This is a genomic window from Clostridium chromiireducens (assembly GCF_003575225.1).
In the GTDB taxonomy this organism is placed as follows: Bacteria; Bacillota; Clostridia; order Clostridiales; family Clostridiaceae; genus Clostridium; species Clostridium chromiireducens.
The window spans coordinates 799,473-818,064 of record NZ_QXDJ01000003.1 but is presented as its reverse complement, the minus strand read 5'-3'; the positions used below and the strand labels follow the sequence as shown (position 1 = coordinate 818,064).

At 29.8% G+C, this 18,592-nt stretch carries 11 protein-coding genes; all 11 read left to right on the top strand.

The genetic code is table 11. The annotated features are described in order from the left end of the window. Positions 1-159: 159 nt before the first annotated feature. Entirely contained in the window at positions 160-3,672 is a 3,513-nt protein-coding gene (nifJ, locus tag D2A34_RS15285; protein ID WP_079442233.1) for a pyruvate:ferredoxin (flavodoxin) oxidoreductase, read from the top strand. A 141-nt stretch (positions 3,673-3,813) separates the two neighbouring features. Then, positions 3,814-5,694, top strand: coding sequence for a S8 family peptidase (locus tag D2A34_RS15280; RefSeq protein ID WP_079442234.1), 1,881 nt, complete (start codon positions 3,814-3,816; stop codon positions 5,692-5,694). Between the two features lie 132 nt (positions 5,695-5,826). Beyond that, positions 5,827-7,815 carry a flagellar assembly protein A gene (locus D2A34_RS15275; protein ID WP_119367208.1) on the top strand — a complete coding sequence of 663 codons (1,989 nt, stop codon included), beginning with the start codon at positions 5,827-5,829 and terminating at the stop codon, positions 7,813-7,815. A 284-nt stretch (positions 7,816-8,099) separates the two neighbouring features. After that, entirely contained in the window at positions 8,100-8,714 is a 615-nt protein-coding gene (locus D2A34_RS15270; RefSeq protein WP_119367207.1) for a superoxide dismutase, read from the top strand. A gap of 460 nt (positions 8,715-9,174) precedes the next feature. After that, positions 9,175-9,819, top strand: a complete 645-nt coding sequence (locus D2A34_RS15265) for a pentapeptide repeat-containing protein (protein ID WP_119367206.1) — start codon at positions 9,175-9,177, stop codon at positions 9,817-9,819. 149 nt (positions 9,820-9,968) lie between these two features. After that, positions 9,969-10,817 carry a DegV family protein gene (locus tag D2A34_RS15260; RefSeq protein ID WP_119367205.1) on the top strand — a complete coding sequence of 283 codons (849 nt, stop codon included), beginning with the start codon at positions 9,969-9,971 and terminating at the stop codon, positions 10,815-10,817. Between the two features lie 152 nt (positions 10,818-10,969). Beyond that, positions 10,970-11,836, top strand: a complete 867-nt coding sequence (locus D2A34_RS15255; protein ID WP_119367204.1) for an SDR family oxidoreductase — start codon at positions 10,970-10,972, stop codon at positions 11,834-11,836. Between the two features lie 726 nt (positions 11,837-12,562). Next, the gene (locus D2A34_RS15250) at positions 12,563-14,065 is read left to right on the top strand and encodes a methyl-accepting chemotaxis protein (RefSeq protein WP_119367203.1); all 1,503 of its coding nucleotides are present in this window, start codon (positions 12,563-12,565) and stop codon (positions 14,063-14,065) included. Between the two features lie 216 nt (positions 14,066-14,281). Continuing rightward, a complete protein-coding gene (locus D2A34_RS15245) occupies positions 14,282-14,650 on the top strand; it encodes an ArsR/SmtB family transcription factor (protein ID WP_079441800.1) in 369 nt (122 codons plus the stop codon). A gap of 96 nt (positions 14,651-14,746) precedes the next feature. Continuing rightward, a complete protein-coding gene (locus tag D2A34_RS15240) occupies positions 14,747-16,060 on the top strand; it encodes an MATE family efflux transporter (RefSeq protein ID WP_119367202.1) in 1,314 nt (437 codons plus the stop codon). 28 nt (positions 16,061-16,088) lie between these two features. Continuing rightward, complete coding sequence (gene gshAB / locus D2A34_RS15235; RefSeq protein WP_119367201.1) at positions 16,089-18,428, top strand: bifunctional glutamate--cysteine ligase GshA/glutathione synthetase GshB; 2,340 nt, start codon at positions 16,089-16,091, stop codon at positions 18,426-18,428. Positions 18,429-18,592 lie beyond the last annotated feature (164 nt).

The window sequence follows — 18,592 nt, the reverse complement described above, 5'->3', positions numbered from 1 at the left end:
TCCTAATCATAGCATTTAGAATCATACATTTGAAAGCTATTATTTATTCTAGGGTTACAATTTATCCTGTAAATGAATAAGTAAGATATTCTTAGCAGATAATAAAAAAGTTAGAATGACAATTAAAAGTTTAGAAGAAAAGAAAACGAGGTAAATGCAATGAGAAAGATGAAAACTATGGATGGCAATACTGCTGCAGCATATATATCCTATGGATTTTCTGAAGTGGCAGTAATTTTCCCAATAACTCCATCATCTCCAATGGCTGAACATGTAGATGAGTGGGTTTCACAAGGTAAAAAAAATATATTTAATCAGCCAGTAAAAGTTGTTGAAATGCAATCAGAAGCAGGAGCTGCAGGCGCACTACATGGATCCCTTCAAGCAGGTGCACTGTCAACTACTTATACAGCATCACAAGGGTTATTACTTATGATACCTAATATGTATAAGATAGCAGGAGAGTTGCTTCCATGTGTAATACATGTCGCAGCAAGAGCTCTCGCAACATCATCATTAAACATATTTGGCGATCATCAAGATGTTATGGCAGCTAGGCAAACTGGATTTGCAATGCTTGCAGAAGGATCTGTTCAAGAAGTCATGGATTTAAGTGGAGTTGCACATTTAGCCACTATAAAAGCAAAAATGCCATTTATGAACTTTTTTGATGGATTTAGAACTTCTCATGAAATACAAAAAATAGAGGTAATAGAACAAGAAGAACTTGCTAAATTAATAGATTATAAAGCACTTGACGATTTTAGAAAAAGAGCTTTAAATCCAGATCATCCTGTTACGAGGGGAACAGCTCAAAATCCAGATATATATTTCCAAACCAGAGAAGCTGTAAATAAATATTATGATGTGATCCCGGATATAGTTGAGGATTATATGAGTGAAATAACAAAATTAACAGGTAGAACGTATCATTGCTTTGATTACTATGGAGCACATGATGCTGATAGAATTATAATTTCCATGGGTGCTGTTAATGATGTTGTAGAGGAAACTGTAGATTATTTAAATTCAAATAAACAGAAGGTAGGGTTAGTTAAAGTTAGACTTTATAGACCATTTTCTATGGAAAAATTGCTGAAAGCTATTCCTAAAACAGTTACTAAGATTGCGGTTTTAGATAGAACAAAGGAACCAGGTTCAGTAGGTGAGCCTTTATATTTAGATGTAGTAAGAAGCTTTTTTGGTAAGGAAAATGCTCCGACTATTGTAGGAGGAAGATATGGACTTGGTTCAAAGGACCCAACTCCAGTACATATAGCTGCGGTTTATGATAATCTAATTTTAGATGAACCTAAAAATAATTTCACAATTGGCATAATAGATGATGTTACAAATACTTCTCTTAGACCACTTGATGATATAGATGCTACACCTGAAGGCATTACTTCATGTAAATTCTGGGGCTTGGGATCTGATGGTACAGTTGGAGCCAATAAAAGTGCAATTAAAATCATTGGAGATCATACAGACATGTATGCTCAAGGATATTTTGATTATGATTCTAGAAAATCTGGAGGTATAACAGTATCTCATTTAAGATTTGGTAATAAGCCAATAAAGTCTCGTTATTTAATTGATAGAGCTGACTTTATTGCATGCCATAATCAATCATATGTATATAAATATCATGTACTTAGAGGATTAAAGAAAGATGGTAAGTTCTTATTAAATACAATTTGGTCACCAGAAGAAGTAGAAGAGCGATTGCCGGCAGCAATGAAAAGGTATATTGCTCAAAATAACATTGAATTTTATACAATAAATGCTGTTAAAATCGCTCAAGACATTGGACTTGGCGGCAGGATAAACATGATAATGCAGGCGGCTTTCTTTAAAATAGCCAATATAATACCAGTAGAAGATGCAGTCAAATATTTGAAGGATGCAGTAGTAAGTTCATATGGCAAAAAGGGCGAAAAAGTTGTTAATATGAACCATGGTGCAATAGATGAAGGTATTAATGGAATAGTTAAAATTAAAGTTCCACTTGATTGGAGCAATACACAAGATGATAAACTTGAACATAATGAAGATTTTCCGGAATTTATAAAAGAAATTACAAGGCCAATGAACAGATTAGAAGGAGATGCTATGCCTGTCTCAACTTTTATAAATGCAGGTATGGAAGATGGTACATTCATGCACGGAACAACAGCTTATGAAAAGAGAGGAATAGCTGTGACTGTTCCAGAATGGATACCAGAGAATTGTATACAATGTAACCAATGTTCATTTGTATGTCCACATGCAACAATTAGAGCATTTTTGTTAAATGAAGGAGAAAAAGATAAAGCACCGAAGAGTGTTAAATTACTTGATGTTAAAGGAATTAAAAGCGATGAGAAATTGTATTTCTCAATTGGAGTTACTCCACTTGATTGTACGGGATGTGGAAATTGTGCTCAAGTTTGTCCAGCACCTGGCAAGGCATTAGTAATGAAATCACAAGACAGCCAGCATGAACAAATAGAAGCTTGGAATTACACAATAGAAAAAGTAATTGCTAAAAATCCAATGGATAAGTATACGCTTAAAGGAAGTCAATTTGAAAGACCATTGCTTGAGTATAATGGCGCTTGTGCAGGATGTGGTGAAACCCCTTATGCAAGGTTAGTCACTCAATTATTTGGTGATAGAATGATGATTGCAAATGCAACTGGATGTTCTTCTATTTGGGCAGCAGGAGCACCAGCTACTGCGTATACTAAAAATCAACAAGGTCATGGACCAGCTTGGGCTAATTCATTATTTGAAGATAATGCTGAATTTGGATACGGAATGTATCTAGGTGTTAAAACTATAAGAGAACGAATAGCTAATAATGTTTCAATTGCCCTTGAAAGTGGTATGACAGAAGAAGCTAAAGCAGTATTGCGAGATTGGTTAGACAATAAAGATATTGGTGAAGGTTCTAGAGAAAGAGCTAATAGATTAACTGAAGTTCTTAAAAATGATAATAGTGAAATTGCTAAAGAAATATTAAAAGATAAAGAATTCTTTGTTAAGAGATCTCAATGGATATTTGGTGGAGATGGCTGGGCTTATGATATTGGATATGGTGGACTTGATCAAGTACTTGCAAGCAATGAAAATGTAAATGTGTTGGTATTTGATACAGAAATTTATTCAAATACTGGTGGGCAATCATCAAAATCAACTCCTACAGCAGCCATAGCAAAATTTGCTGCATCTGGTAAGAGAACTAAGAAGAAAGATTTAGGAAGAATGGCAATGACTTATGGATATGTTTATGTTGCTCAGATTTGCATGGGAGCAGATAAGAATCAAACTATTAAAGCTATAAAAGAAGCTGAGGCTTATGATGGACCATCACTTATAATAGCATATTCAACATGTATTAGTCATGGTATTAAAGTAGGAATGTCTAATTCGCAAGATGAAGAAAAGAAAGCAGTTGATTGTGGATATTGGCATCTTTATAGATACAATCCTACATTAAAAGGAGAAAAAAATCCATTTACATTAGACTCAAAAGAGCCAAAAGGTGAATTTAAGGACTTCCTGATGGGAGAAGTAAGATATGCATCTTTAGCTAAAGCTTTTCCAGAGGAAGCTGATAAATTATTTGAGAAAACTGAGAACGATGCGAAAGAAAGATTAGAAATCTATAAGAAATTAGCATCGCAATAGAAAGTAGTAAAATCAATAACTTTATTATATTTAGTAAAAATGTAGCATACCAGTTAAAGAAAAGAATAAAAATGCTGGTATGCTACTTTTATTAATTCTTTCCTTATGAATAATTTGAAACAATTGTAAATATTATTAAATATGAGTACTACTAAGGAGATAAATGTGCCAGTACCAAGAAAATGCAGTTTATATTATGGAGATGCACCTAATTATTTGGTTGCATATAGAGGAAATTTCAAAGAAGAAATAGATAGAGTTTCTTATGCTTGTGGAGATATAATAACTGATACAATCGGTGTAATATCAGTTCCAACTGAATACATTGATCAATTATATAGAGATGTTCCATCGATACTTTATGTTGATCCAAGAAGTAAATATGTGCTACAAGCTGTTTCTCCATCCAGTGTAGATAATATAAATGCTATCAAAATCAATCCTTACTTGGATTTGACTGGAAGAGGAGTGCTAATTGGGATGGTTGATACGGGAATAGATTATCTCAATGATGAATTTATTAGAGAAGATGACACTTCAAGAATAGTTAGCATATGGGATCAAACTATTCAAGATACCACGGATCTTTCAGTATACATAGGAAAAACATATTCAAACGCTGAAATCAATAATGCGATTCAGGCATATAGAAATAATCAAGTTCCATATTCCATTGTCCCCACAAAGGATGATATAGGGCATGGAACACAAATGGCAGGAATAATAGGCGCAAGAGGATTCAATCAAGACTTTCAAGGAATTGCTCCTGGGTCTGAGTATGTTATTGTTAAATTAATGGAATCGAAAAGTTTTAGAAATGAACTTGAGGCGAATGGTGTACCATATACTCCAATTTATGATGTTTCTGAGATCTTAGCAGCAATAGATTATTTGAAAAATTATTCTGTAGCAGTAAATAGGCCTATGGTAATCTATATAGGAGTTGGAACTACAGAAGGAAGTCATGATGGAAATAATATAATATCAAGATATATCACTTCAATTGGCAGGATAAGAGGACTTATTCCTGTAAATGGGGTTGGAAACGAAGGCGCATCAGATGGCCATGCATCTGGAATTATTCAACAAGTAGGTGGAATATCAACTGTAGAATTAAGAATTCCTAGAGAGATTAAATATTTTTCTTTTGGTATATGGATAACGAAGCCTAATATTGTATCGCTAAATGTAATTTCACCTAACGGAGAAGCATCAAATTTTATTAAAGCTAAATCTAAACAGGTTGAAACAATTAATTTTGTTTTCTTTAGAACACAGATGGTGATTAAATATTATATGCCAGAACATTTTACTGGGCATGAGCTAATAGCGATTAATTTTAATAATATAAAAGCAGGTATATGGACATTTCAATTAAGAGGAGATTATATAACAGATGGAAGATATAATATATGGTTACCACCCCAAAAAACATTACCGGAAAATACACGATTTCTTCAATCCAATCCATATACAACGCTAACAGTACCTTCTACAGGAAGAAATGTTGCAACTGTAGCATATTATGGGAATAATAATGCTTTAATCGCTGCATCAGGAAAAGGACCTAATTTAAATGAATATATTATTAATCCTGATATTGCTACTTTAGGGGTAGACATTATAACAACTAAACCTTTAGGTGGAACTGTAACTGTATCCGGAAGTTCTGTAGCAGCAGCCATAATTGCTGGTGCTTGTGCCCTTCTTTTACAATGGGGGATTATTAATGGGAATGATAGAACAATGTTTTCGACTAAAGTAATAGCATATTTAATACTTGGAGCTGATAGGAGTAATACAATTTATAGGTATCCCAATAGAGAAATTGGATATGGTTTCTTTGATTTATTGGGCACATTTAATATAATTAGTAGAAGCTATAGAACGGATTTAGAATTTATTAACGGAAGAAGAGAGTTTAATGAATATTATGTTAATAAATTATTTGTTAGAATTCCAGATGGGATAACAAAAAGAATAATTAGAAGAAATAATCTTAATATAATAAAGCTAAATTAATATTAAAAAGATTTATTCAATTGATTAATGAATAAGTCTTTTTTTGTAGAATAAAACAATAAAGGCAATAAAGTATCAAATGTAATCGATTAATGTTATAATAAAATAAAAGGGTTTTAGGGGATGATGAAAATGAGTTTAATTTATTCAGGAAAATCTTTAGATGAATGTTTAGATAATGCTTCTAAAGAATTGAATCTTTTAAAAGAAGAAATAAAATATAAGATAATAAAAGAAAAACATTCATTGATTAGTAAAAAGTTCGAAATTCAAGTTGAAGAATTTCAGTTAGACTCATCAAATTTTAAGAGTTCCTTTAAAGGCGATATTAAAACTAATAATAAAGAACATAATAGCATTTTAGATAATCAATTAATTAGGAGTAGTGTGGAAAATGGTGCAAAAGTCGAAAGTGGAAAAATAATAGTTACAGATAATGATCTTGGAGAAATAACAATAAAATCTTGTGATAATATAAAGCTTTATATTAATGGAGAACTTTGCAATGAGAAGAGGGCATATAAAGTAACACAATTTGATAAAATTAGTTACAAGGGTGTAAAAACAGAAGCTTCAAAAAATGTAAAAATTACAATTTCAAAAGATAAGATGGAAGCATATATATGCATTGAATATATTCCTGAGTATATATATAAGCTTAAAGATAAACCAAACTTAATGAATTTAGCACTTAAAGCAATGAAAATTCAAGGTGAGTTACCTGTAAAATATACTGGTACAGAAATAAAAGAAATATTAAGACAAAATAAGGTTACTGAAGGAATAATATATAAAAGCCTTATTGAAGCTTGTGCAGCAGGCATAAATGAGAATGTTTTAATAGCAAAGGGAGTTCCTGCTATTGATGATATACCCAGCGAGATTAAAATTTTATTTGATCTTGGAGAAAAGAAAATTATTGATGAATCTTCAAATGAAAAAATAGATTATAGAAATTTATATTCAATCTCAAATATTGAGGAAGGTCAAGTGTTAGCCGAGATAATACCCGGTGAAACTGGAAAAGACGGAAAAAATGTTATAAGTGAAATTCTGAAAAGAAAAATAATAAAAAGTAAACCTATAAGAATAGGAGAAGGATGTAGAATTGAAGGAAATAATATAATTGCTACTAGAACAGGAAGGCCGTCTTCTAAAAATGGAGTATTAAGTGTAAATAATATTTATAAGATAAAAGATGTAGATATGAAGTCTGGAAATATTAATTTCATAGGAGATGTTAATATTATAGGAAACGTTAAAGAAAATATGACAGTTAAATCCGGTAATTCTCTTTATATCGAAAAGAGTGTTGATATATCAAAAATTATTGCAGGAGGAGAAATTAACATTAAGGGAAATGCAATTAATTCGACAATTTTAACAGGTCAGATTGATATGGAAAAAAAGATGTATTTAGAGCAATTGAATGAATATAAAGAAAATATAATCCAACTAATCAACGCTGTCGAGAAACTGAATGAATCGAGTAATAGCACTAAAAAGATATCCGAGCTAGTTAAAATACTAATAGAAAATAGATATAAAAATATACCAAAACTATCACTTGGTATTATAACCCATAGTATATGTAACGATAGTGAGAAAAGTGAATTAGTTGAGTTTATTAGAAGTAAAATCATGGGATTGAATATATCAAAAATAGAATCTATAAGGGATTTAAACAAATTTAAGGAATTGATAGAAAATGAAATTGACTTTTTAGAGGATGATATGATTATACATGCAGATATTTACGTTGGTTATTGCCAAGATTGCTTAGTTAAATCTACAGGAAATATTATTATTACTGGTAAAGGTCAATACGTATCTAATTTAATAGCATTAAAAGATATAGTGTTTATGCGAGAAGATTCTGTAGCTAGAGGAGGTGTCTTATCTGCGAGAGGAAACATTAAACTTGGACTAGTTGGTAGTCCTTCTGGAGTCGTGACTAAATTAGAAGTGTTACCTACTGGGATTATAACAGCCAAGGTTGCCTATAATAATACTGTTTTTTACTTTGGAAAAAAATCAAAAATATTAGATGTTTCAGGTAAAAATGTTAAGGCATACATGGATAGGGATGGGGAAATAATTATTGAAAAGTTTGTATTATAATAATATAGATTTAAATTACATCTAAATATTAAAGGATTTAGTGTAAAGAAATAATGAATTTTGAGGGGAACTAATCTCCTCTTTTTTTATAATTAAAAGGTTAATAGGAAATTAATTTATTACAAATTATTAATGTTAATTATTTTATTAGGTAAAAATTAAAGTGATTAAAATTAAATTTAAATTTTATATTAATATGCATTTTGAAATAGTAACAATTTTTATATATAATCATATTTTATTTAGGTAAATACTATTTGTTCGGTAGAGAGGGGGGATGTATGATGTATGACAAAATTGAACTACCATATTCATATAATGCTTTAGAACCTTACATTGACGAAGAAACTGTAAGAATACACTATACAAAGCATCTTCAAGGATATGTAAATAAACTAAATAATATTTTACAGGGCTACGAAAAATTCACTGCAGGTAAGTCCCTAGAAGAAATTTTATCAAATATAAATAGAATACCTAAACGGATTAGAGAAGATGTTATAAATCAAGGTGGTGGAGTATCAAATCATAATTTATATTTTTCAATTCTCTTTCCACATCCTAAAAAATGCCCGGAAGGAAAATTGCTAAATGAAATAAATAATACTTTTGGTACAGTAGAAAGCTTAAAGGAATTATTAAGTGAGGTAGCAGTAAATCAATTTGGTTCGGGTTATGGATGGTTAGTTAAGGATAAACGTGGGAAATTAAAAATTATGAGCACGCTAAATCAAGACAGTCCATTTAGTTTTGGTTATACTCCGATTCTTACAATTGATGTTTGGGAACATGCCTATTATTTAAAGTATAAAAACTTAAGGGCTGAATACGTTAAAAACATATGGAATATAATAAATTGGGGAAAAGTTGAAGAATATTATAGAAATACTTGTAAGTAATAATTAAATAGTGAATAATTTATACTTTTTAGATAAAATAATTATAGATATATAAATAATTGCTTTTAAGTTTAATTTTCTATTTAAAAAAGAAAGTTTTAACTTTGGGTTAAACTTTCTTTTTTATATTACTGAAGATTGTAAAAGGAGTTTACAGAATAATAGAAAAGTTGATGATCTTCTTAATCTATATAAATTATTACCAATAAATATGTCAAAAATAGTTTTTACACTAAATAAGTAATGTAGGATTTCAAGAAAAATTGGATAAAATGTAAGTAAAGGATTTTTAATAGTTAGCTATAATATTCTGTGGGATTAGATGATATTATCTTTTTAATTATTGAAAGATAATATCTTATGGAAAATGTGTCCTTGAAAAGCTGAATTATTTGATATAATAGTAATTAGTATATTCTATAGTTATAGATAATTATATTATTCAGAAGGGGGAGTACACATGATAGAATTAATTAAAATAGCAAAACCTAAATTTGATAAATTATTAAAGGAAAATAGTGATATAAATTATGAATTAACAACTGAAAGATATTTAGAAGGAGTTATAATTAACAATACTAGTTTAGATTATATAAATGAAGAAAAAGTTGAGGTAAGTAGGTGTAAGTTTGTAAATGTGACATTTAATGAATGTTGTTTTAAAAATATTGATTTATTAGATGTAATATTTGAAAATTGCGATTTATCCAACATAGACTTCTCTGATAGTAGTATACATAGAGTAGAATTTAAAAGTTGTAAACTTACTGGAGCGAATTTTAGTGAAAGTAATATTCAGGATGTCTTTTTTGATGAGGTTCTTGGGAATTACATGAATTTTGGATATTCAAAAATGAAAAATACAAGTTTTAATAATTCTAACATAAGAGGGACAATTTTTTTAGAATGCAATTTTAACAAAATTTCTTATACAAAATGCGACTTGAGTAACTCTGAATTTACCAATACTGCACTTAAAAATATTGACTTAAGAGATAATGATATATCAGAGATTTCATTAATAGGAAAAGAATTGAAAGATGCAATTGTATCTCCAATACAGGCCGTTGAACTTGCTCGGCTTTTAGGTGTTATAATTAAATAGAAAAAATTATTATTTAGTTTAATTGAGTAAATGTATTGCTACAATCTAAAGTTCTAATATTCAATTAGATTGATATTTTTGTAGGAAATTTAGAGATTGCTCACAAACGGTATAAATATTAACAAAAATTAAAATTAGGAGGAATTATTATGGAAAAAATTGCACTAATAACAGATAGCGCTTCAGATATAAGTATTGAAATACTAGAAGAAAATAACATAAAAATGTTGCCGTTTAAGATTTTGTACTCTGATGGAGAATTTGAAGATAGAATAGAAATATCTCCTGAAATGATGTATAAAAGACTAAAAACAGAAATTCCAAAGACATCCCTTCCAAGCATAGAGAAGATTAATAATGTCTTTAGGGGAATAGTTGAGGAAGGTTATACGCATGTAATTGTAATAACAATATCAGCGGCATTTTCTGGGACATATAATGCTGTAAGATTAGTGAGTGAGAATTTCCCAGAACTTGAAACGCATGTTTTTGATTCTAAAACACTAACAATGGCAGAGGGCGCAATGGTATTAGAAACAGCAGAATTAATTAAAGAAGGTAAATCATTTAACACCATTGTAAATATATTACCAACCCTTAGAGAAAAAATAGATTTATTTTTTACTATAGATACATTAGAATATCTTCAAAAAGGAGGAAGAATAGGAAAAGTTGCTGGTACTGTTGGTGAGCTTTTAAATTTAAAACCAATAATTACAGTAGCTAATGATGGCACATATAGAACAGCAGCAAAGGTAAGAGGTTCAAAACAATCTGTATCTAAGTTAACAGAAATATTCAAAAGTTACCTAGAAAAAGGAAAATATAAAGCTTGGATTTTAGATGGCCATGGTTTAGATAAAGTTGAGAGCTTATATGAATCAATAAAAGACCTTCCTAATGTAGTGGAATGTACAATAACTGGTACAATTGGTCCAGCGTTAGGGGTAAATACTGGGCCAGGTTTAGTTGGTCTTGCAATTGAGAAAGTCGATTAATAAATTAAATAATATTAATAGCTTCTGATAAGTTAGGGGAGAATTTAATAGGCTCTTTCACTTATCAGAAGCTTTATTATTATTAATAATATTTAATATATAGGAAAAACTATTTGTTAGAAAAAATAGTTTAACAAATAGGAGGGATTATTATGGATTTTCCAAAATCATTTCCAAAACAAAAGCAGAATGAGCAACCGGGGTTAGAACACGAGATGAACCCAGAACCAATATTTGATGATCCAGAGTATAATAAAAAGGGAGATAATTTAAAGGATAAAGTTGCTATTATTACAGGTGGAGATAGTGGAATAGGTAAAGCTGTTGCAATTGCTTATGCTAAGCAAGGAGCCAATATTGTAATAGTGTATTTTAATGAAAACAGTGATGCTGAGGAAACAAAAAAGATCATAGATGGAATAGGAACAAAATGTACACTTATAGATGGTGATATTGGAGATTCTAATTTTTGTGATAGCGTATTAGAAAAAACAATTCAAGAATTTGGTAAAGTCGATATATTGGTAAATAATGCAGCTGTCCAATTTGAATGTACAGATTTGAAACAATTAACAAACGAAAACTTTGATGAAACATTTAAGACAAACGTTTATGGAACATTCTATATGACAAGGGCTTCGCTAAAATATTTAAAAGCCGGAGGATGTATAATAAATACAGCTTCTGTTACAGCATATAAAGGAAATGAAACTCTAATTGACTATTCTATGACAAAAGGAGCGATAGTTGCATTTACGAGATCTTTATCAACAGCTTTGGCAAAAGGCAAAACTGGAATAAGAATAAATGCTGTGGCGCCAGGACCTATTTGGACACCACTTATTCCTGCAAGTTTTGATGAAAATAAGGTTTCTAAATTTGGATCAGATACCCCCCTTGGGAGAGCAGGTCAACCAGTTGAATGTGCAGGAGCATATGTGTTTTTAGCATCAAAATGTGCTTCTTATATTACTGGCCAAGTAATACATGTAAATGGTGGGGAAATAGTAAATTCTTGAATACCTCCCCTAAACCTTATCAATTCCGCTTAAACCCTGCCGATTCTACTAAACGTTGACGAAATCGATAATTGGGGTGGAATTGTACCAGATTTAAAAGCAGTCAAAAATCCGGAACAAAAGAGAAAATCTTTTGTTCCGGATTTTTGATTGATTTTAGATTCAAGGGGGAAACGGAGGTTAGGGTTAAGGGATAAGAAATAGACCTAAAGCAGATATATCAATGGTTTTAGCAGGATTTGAGTGTGGATTTTGAATGACCTCGGCTACGCCTTTGGCGAGGAGAAAACAGGTTTAAGGGTGAATTTTTATGATGAGTTTTTGAAAGAAAAATGGTTATCCCTTAATCCTGATATCGTCAAATTTTAGTGGTTTTCCGATTAAACTTTGATGAAAAAACGGTATTCAATACCATGGTTTTTGCGGAAAATTTTCTGCAAGGTTTATTTGATTTTACGAGGAAATGCGAGACAAGAATAGGGAGGGGCGGACAGCAGTGTTTATGGTTTTAGTACAATGCTTAGTTTTTCGGATAATCCACCTATTTAATAGTGGTTAGATCTAAATTGTTAGAAAATACATTGAGGAAAGTCGAAAAATGTGTTTGATTGAGGTGAATGAACTAAATATCTGTTATGAGCTGGGAAAATAAAACTTAAATTGACTAAATACGACAAAAATTGATATAATATTAAAAAGAAGTTTAAAAAAGGGAAGAGTGGTTTTATGTTAAAGCAAAAGAATAGGCTAATGCTAATACTATCGATGGTTGCTGTTATAATATCTATGATAATTCATTTTATTCATAGAATTCTGCATTTATTTGAAAAATCAATGGTACAAGCAAATGGTAGTATTGGACTAAACATTGTTCTTATTATTCCAATTATTACGGTATCTGTAGCATATATTTTATATAAGAAAGATGATGAACATTATCTAATTCCTTGGGTAATAATGATTACGTTAACATTTTCTAGTATGTCAATGATTTCAGGTGGAGGAGGCATGTTAGAGTATCATTTTTCAATATTCATGGTTATCGCGATATTAGCGTACTATGAAAAAGTCGACCTAATAATTACTATGACTATTTTATTTGCTATACACCATTTTTTTGGGGTTATAATCATGCCAGATTTTATATTTGGAAGTGATATATATCCTTTAGATATGGCTTTACACCATGCGTTATTTTTAATTCTAACAGCTGGAGCTACAATAATGCAAATAGTATATAAAAAAAAATATACAGAAAGTTTAGAGAGTGAAAAGCTGGAAAAAGATGATTTGATTAAGGCTATAATTGAAGAACTCAATAATACAACTAAAGATACATATTCAATTTCACAAGAATTATTAGAAAGCACACAAAAAACAAAAACAATAAGTAGCAATATAATAGAAAAAATTAATGATGTTAGTGAGGGTGCGGAAACACAGCTTGAGAGTGCAAATCAAACAGAGCAGTCAATGAATGATATGTCTGAGGGGATTGCTCAATTGGCAAATTCATCAACTAAAATTTCTAGTGATTCGATAGATGTTACTAATCAAGCTAAGAATGGATTTAATCAAATTAAAAATTCTATAGTGCAGATTAATCAGATTTATCAATCAGCAGAAATCTCGGCTAAGTTGATAAAAAAATTAAGTGAGCAATCAAGTAAAATAAATAATATAACAGAGTTGATAACTCAAATTGCTGAACAAACAAACTTACTTTCATTAAATGCATCAATAGAAGCTGCAAGAGCAGGCGAAGCAGGTAAAGGTTTTGCAGTAGTAGCAGATGAAGTAAGAAAGTTGGCTGAACAATCAACAAATTCAGCTAGAGAGATTTCTAAAGTTATTGCTGAAATTAAGTTGGATACTCAAACCGTAGTAAATTCAATTAATAGTCAAATAAGAGATGTTTCTATAGGTAAGCAATTGATTGAAGAAACAGGTATAACATTTAATAGTATACTTCAGGGTACTGATAGTTTAACTAATTTAATTCACGATTTAACAGCATTATCAGAAGAAATGTCAGCACAATCTGAGGAGGTAGCTCAATCTGTTGAGCAAATGAGAAATATATCAGACGAGACAAGCTGTCAGTCAAAATTAGTTGTAAGTTCAACAAAAGAACAATTAATTGGTGTCGAAAAGAATTTGGAATTGGTAAATACTCTAAATGGACTTGCAGATAAGTTAGAAGGTTTGATTAATAGATTGAATTTATAGTGCAAGTTTTAATTAGCTTTTAGAATTATATATTTATTAGTAAGAGGATTGGAATTAAAACTCCAATCCTCTTACTTTTTAGAGACAAATAGATAAATATGTATATGAATTAAAATTAGTGTATTTAAAGAATAAAAAATATTGACTACACATAGATGAATATCTATACTATATAATATAAATTCAATATGGATAATATTGAGAAAGGAGTATAATGTGAGTACAAACTACGAAAAAAATGCAAAGATACTCAAAGCTTTAAGTGATTTAAATAGGATTAAAATTATTGATTTACTTTCAGGAGGCGAAAAGTGTGCTTGTGAGATATTAGAAAGTTTTAAATTTACTCAACCTACGCTATCTCATCATATGAAAGTTCTAATAGATTGTGGTGTTGTTGAAGCTCGAAAAGATGGAATTTGGAATTTATATAAACTTAATATAAATAATTGTAATAGATTAGTTTTATTTATAATGAATTTAGTTACGGAAAAAGATGATTGTATATGTAGTGAGAAATACGATTATATTAATAACATTAAAAGAGAATCTACTGATTACAAAGAAACTACCGATTGTATTTAAAGAAATTTTGCACTTTTAATAATAAAATATACTCATACATAAATTATTCGTTAAATAATTTATAAACAACATTTACAAAGCAGGAATGAGGATGGAATGAAGAAAATAGACCTTACAGAAGGAAGATCTATAAAAGTTCTAGCTAACCTTTCAGTTCCAATAATGGGAAGCTCTTTGTTGCAGTTTACATATAATTTGGTTAATATGGTCTGGGTTGGAGCGCTAGGCAGCAATGCAGTGGCAAGTATAGGTTCAGCAAGCTTTTATTTGGGCTTAGGGTATTCAATTAATTCCTTGGTGGTTATTGGGACAGGAATAAAAGTAGCTCACGCTATTGGTCGTAGAGATGATATAGGGGTAAAGAGCTATATTAATTCTGGAATTTTAATAAATATTGTAATTGGTTTTATATTTGCTTTAATATTAATGGTAGGTGGAAAAAATCTTATAGATTTTTTGCAATTAAATAACCAGAATGTTGAAAAAGACGCATATTTGTATTTGGTTTTGAGCGGACCAACGATATTTTTAGTATTTTTTAATTTATTATATGCGAGAATTCTAGGAAGCTTTGGAAATAATAAATTAGCTTTTAAGATTAATACAATAGGGATAATTGTGAATATAATATTAGATCCATTATTTATTTATGTGTTTAGACTTGGTGTATTGGGGGCATCAATTGCAACTTTAATAGCTAATATTATAATGTTTATCCTATATTTATTTAAATCCTCAGAAATATTAAAATATAATCATAATATAAAATTTAGTTATGAAAAAGTTAAAGAAATAATAAAATTAGGGTTTCCTATGGCTATCCAAAGGATTTTATTTACTGTTATTAATATATTGCTAGCAAGAATTATAGCTTTGTTTGGTTCCAATGCTATTGCTGCACAAAAAATAGGTCTTCAAATTGAATCAATTACTTACATGGTTATCGGAGGACTTCACGGTGCAATTGCAGCTTTCACAGGGCAGAACTTCGGTGCTAAGAAATACAATAGAATTAAAGATGGCTATAGTGCTGCATTAAAAATTGGCATTATTTATTCATTGATTACTGCGCTTATCTTTATGTTTTTTAATTTACCACTTATTCGATTGTTTGTTCAAGATGATATGACAATAGAAATATCAAAAACGTACTTGCAAGTTGTAGCATTTTCACAGATATTTAGTACAATAGAAACAGTATCAAATGGATTGTTTACAGGTATTGGTAAACCAAAAATTTCATCAGTTATAAGTGTATTATTTACCGGGCTAAGGATTCCAATGGCCATGATTTTAATAAAACCATTTGGATTAGCTGGTGTTTGGATAAGTATTTCATTATCCAGTGTCTTAAAGGGGATAGTAGCATATTTACTTTATAGAATTGAAGTAAAAAAGAATTTTAGATAGTTATAAATTATTAATAAGGAGGCAATCAATGTTAGGCAAACTGAAAGAATTATTTTCTCCTCAAGAATTATTAAAAGGAAATTTTGGCATTGAAAGGGAGAGTTTAAGAGTTAACGATAAAGGAGAGTTATCACTAATTTCCCACCCAAGTGTATTTGGTGATAAGATTGAAAATGGATATATAACAACAGATTTTGCAGAAAGTCAAATTGAAGTTATAACACCTCCATTTAAAAATATTGAAGAAACTTATAATTTTACAAATGCTCTTTATGATATTGTTGCGATGGAAATAGGGGATGAATATCTTTGGCCACAATCAATGCCAGGGATAGTACCAGATGATGATAAGATTAGGATTGCAGAATATGGTGAAAATAATAAAGGAAAACAAGCAAGACTATATAGACAAAGTTTAATAGAAAAGTATGGTGGTAAAAAGCAGCTAATATGTGGAATACACTACAATTTTTCTTTTAGTGATGATATGATTACTAAATTGTTTAATAATAAAAAACATATTCACTTCTTAGGAGATTCAGGTTGCTGTAATCAGGATGTTGATTATAAAGAGTTTAAAAATAAAATATATTTAAGGGTAACAAGAAATTACTTAAGATATAGATGGCTTCTTATTTACCTATTAGGTGCAAGCGGTGTAGTAGATAAAAGCTACATTAAAACTTGTGTTAATTCATCAAAAGAAATTGCTCAAGATAGTTTCTCTAATGAGGGAGCTTTGTCTTATAGAAATAGCGAATGTGGATATAAAAATAAAATTGACTTATTTCCAAATTATAATTCAGTAGACGAGTATATTAATAGTTTAAAAGGTTTTATAAATGATAAACTCATTGACAGCTATAAAGAATTATATAGCTGTGTGAGGTTAAAACCTAAAAATGTTGATAAATTCTTTGATTCATTGAAGAATGACGGAATCCAGTATCTAGAATACAGAAGCATTGATATTAATCCTTTTGAAAAGGGAGGAATAAGCTTGAATGATTTATATTTTCTGCAATTATTTAACTTATTTTTGCTTATCAATGATGAGAGTGATTACGCTAAGTGGCAAGAAGAAGGAAATGAAAATCAAAACATAATTTCAAAGTTTGGCCAAAAGGAACTTATGCTAAAAAAAGATGGTCAATTAATTACTAAGGAAGCATTTGGATTAGAAATATTAAATAAGATTAAATGTATAAATGAAGAACTTAATCTTGATAAAGAAGAAATTATTAATAATATGATCGAAAAGATAAAAGATCATAAATTAACATACGCCTACAAGATTGAGAAAAAAGTCAAAGAAGAAGGATATATTAGAGCACATATAAATATCGCTAAAGTATATAAAAAGAGTTCTTATAGTAATAGATTTAAGTTGGAAGGTTTTGAAGATTTAGAATTATCAACTCAAATTTTATTGAAAGAATCGATAAAAAGAGGTATAACTGTCGAAGTTTTAGATAGAGTTGAGAATTTCATATCACTTACGAGGAATAATAAAGTTGAATATATTAAACAAGCCACAAAGACGTCTAAAGATAACTATGTAACTGTTTTGATTATGGAGAATAAGAGTGTTACAAAGAAAGTACTGGCGGATAATAATATTAACGTTCCAAAAGGTATAGAATCTAACTCAATTAATGAAGCTAAAAATGTAATAAAGAATTTTATCGGAGTTCCAATAGTAATTAAACCGAAATCAACTAATTTTGGTTTAGGCATAAGTATATTTAAAGAGGGAGCGGACTCGGAAAGCATCGAGAAGGCATTGGAGATTGCTTTTAATCATGATAACACAATTCTTATTGAAGAATTTATAAAAGGAAAGGAATACCGCTTCTTGGTTATAGATGATGAGGTTGTGGGAATACTTCATAGAGTACCTGCTAATGTAAAAGGTGACGGTGTAAGATCTATCACTGAGTTAGTTGAAATAAAGAACCAAGACCCTCTTAGAGGATATCATTATGTAACACCTTTAGAAAAAATTATATTGGATGAAAATGCCAAGTTATTTTTAAAACAGCAAAACAAAGATTTTAATTATATCCCTCAAAAAGATGAAGTAATTTATCTAAGAGAGAATTCTAATATAAGTACTGGTGGAGATAGCATAGACTACACGGATGATATTCCAGATAAGTTTAAAAAAATAGCAATCGAAGCAGCTAGAGCAGTAAATGCTAGAATTTGTGGTGTGGATATGATGTTAGAGGACTATTGTAATGAAAATTCAAATTATGCCATAATTGAGCTGAACTTTAATCCTGCTATTCATATTCACTGCTATCCTTATAAGGGTGTTGAAAGAAATATTGGTGTAGAAGTGTTAAAAGTTCTAGAATTAATTTAATAAACTAAGCTGTTTTGAACATAAGTAATAAATACTTTTTTAGTATAAAACTAATGTGTTTAAAATGGCTTATTTATTTAAATGATTATATATATGATAACTAAGGCAATTTATACAAAAATAAAAGGGAAGCTCTTGAAAAGAGCTCCCTAATATTATAATTA

What these genes read in the sequence shown, in the direction of transcription:
- gshAB (WP_119367201.1), top strand. Translation starts at nt 16,089, where the DNA reads ATGTTAGGCAAACTGAAAGAATTATTTTCTCCTCAAGAATTATTAAAA.
- nifJ (WP_079442233.1), top strand. Translation starts at nt 160, where the DNA reads ATGAGAAAGATGAAAACTATGGATGGCAATACTGCTGCAGCATATATA.
- D2A34_RS15240 (WP_119367202.1), top strand. Translation starts at nt 14,747, where the DNA reads ATGAAGAAAATAGACCTTACAGAAGGAAGATCTATAAAAGTTCTAGCT.
- D2A34_RS15280 (WP_079442234.1), top strand. Translation starts at nt 3,814, where the DNA reads ATGAGTACTACTAAGGAGATAAATGTGCCAGTACCAAGAAAATGCAGT.
- D2A34_RS15265 (WP_119367206.1), top strand. Translation starts at nt 9,175, where the DNA reads ATGATAGAATTAATTAAAATAGCAAAACCTAAATTTGATAAATTATTA.
- D2A34_RS15250 (WP_119367203.1), top strand. Translation starts at nt 12,563, where the DNA reads ATGTTAAAGCAAAAGAATAGGCTAATGCTAATACTATCGATGGTTGCT.
- D2A34_RS15255 (WP_119367204.1), top strand. Translation starts at nt 10,970, where the DNA reads ATGGATTTTCCAAAATCATTTCCAAAACAAAAGCAGAATGAGCAACCG.
- D2A34_RS15275 (WP_119367208.1), top strand. Translation starts at nt 5,827, where the DNA reads ATGAGTTTAATTTATTCAGGAAAATCTTTAGATGAATGTTTAGATAAT.
- D2A34_RS15270 (WP_119367207.1), top strand. Translation starts at nt 8,100, where the DNA reads ATGTATGACAAAATTGAACTACCATATTCATATAATGCTTTAGAACCT.
- D2A34_RS15260 (WP_119367205.1), top strand. Translation starts at nt 9,969, where the DNA reads ATGGAAAAAATTGCACTAATAACAGATAGCGCTTCAGATATAAGTATT.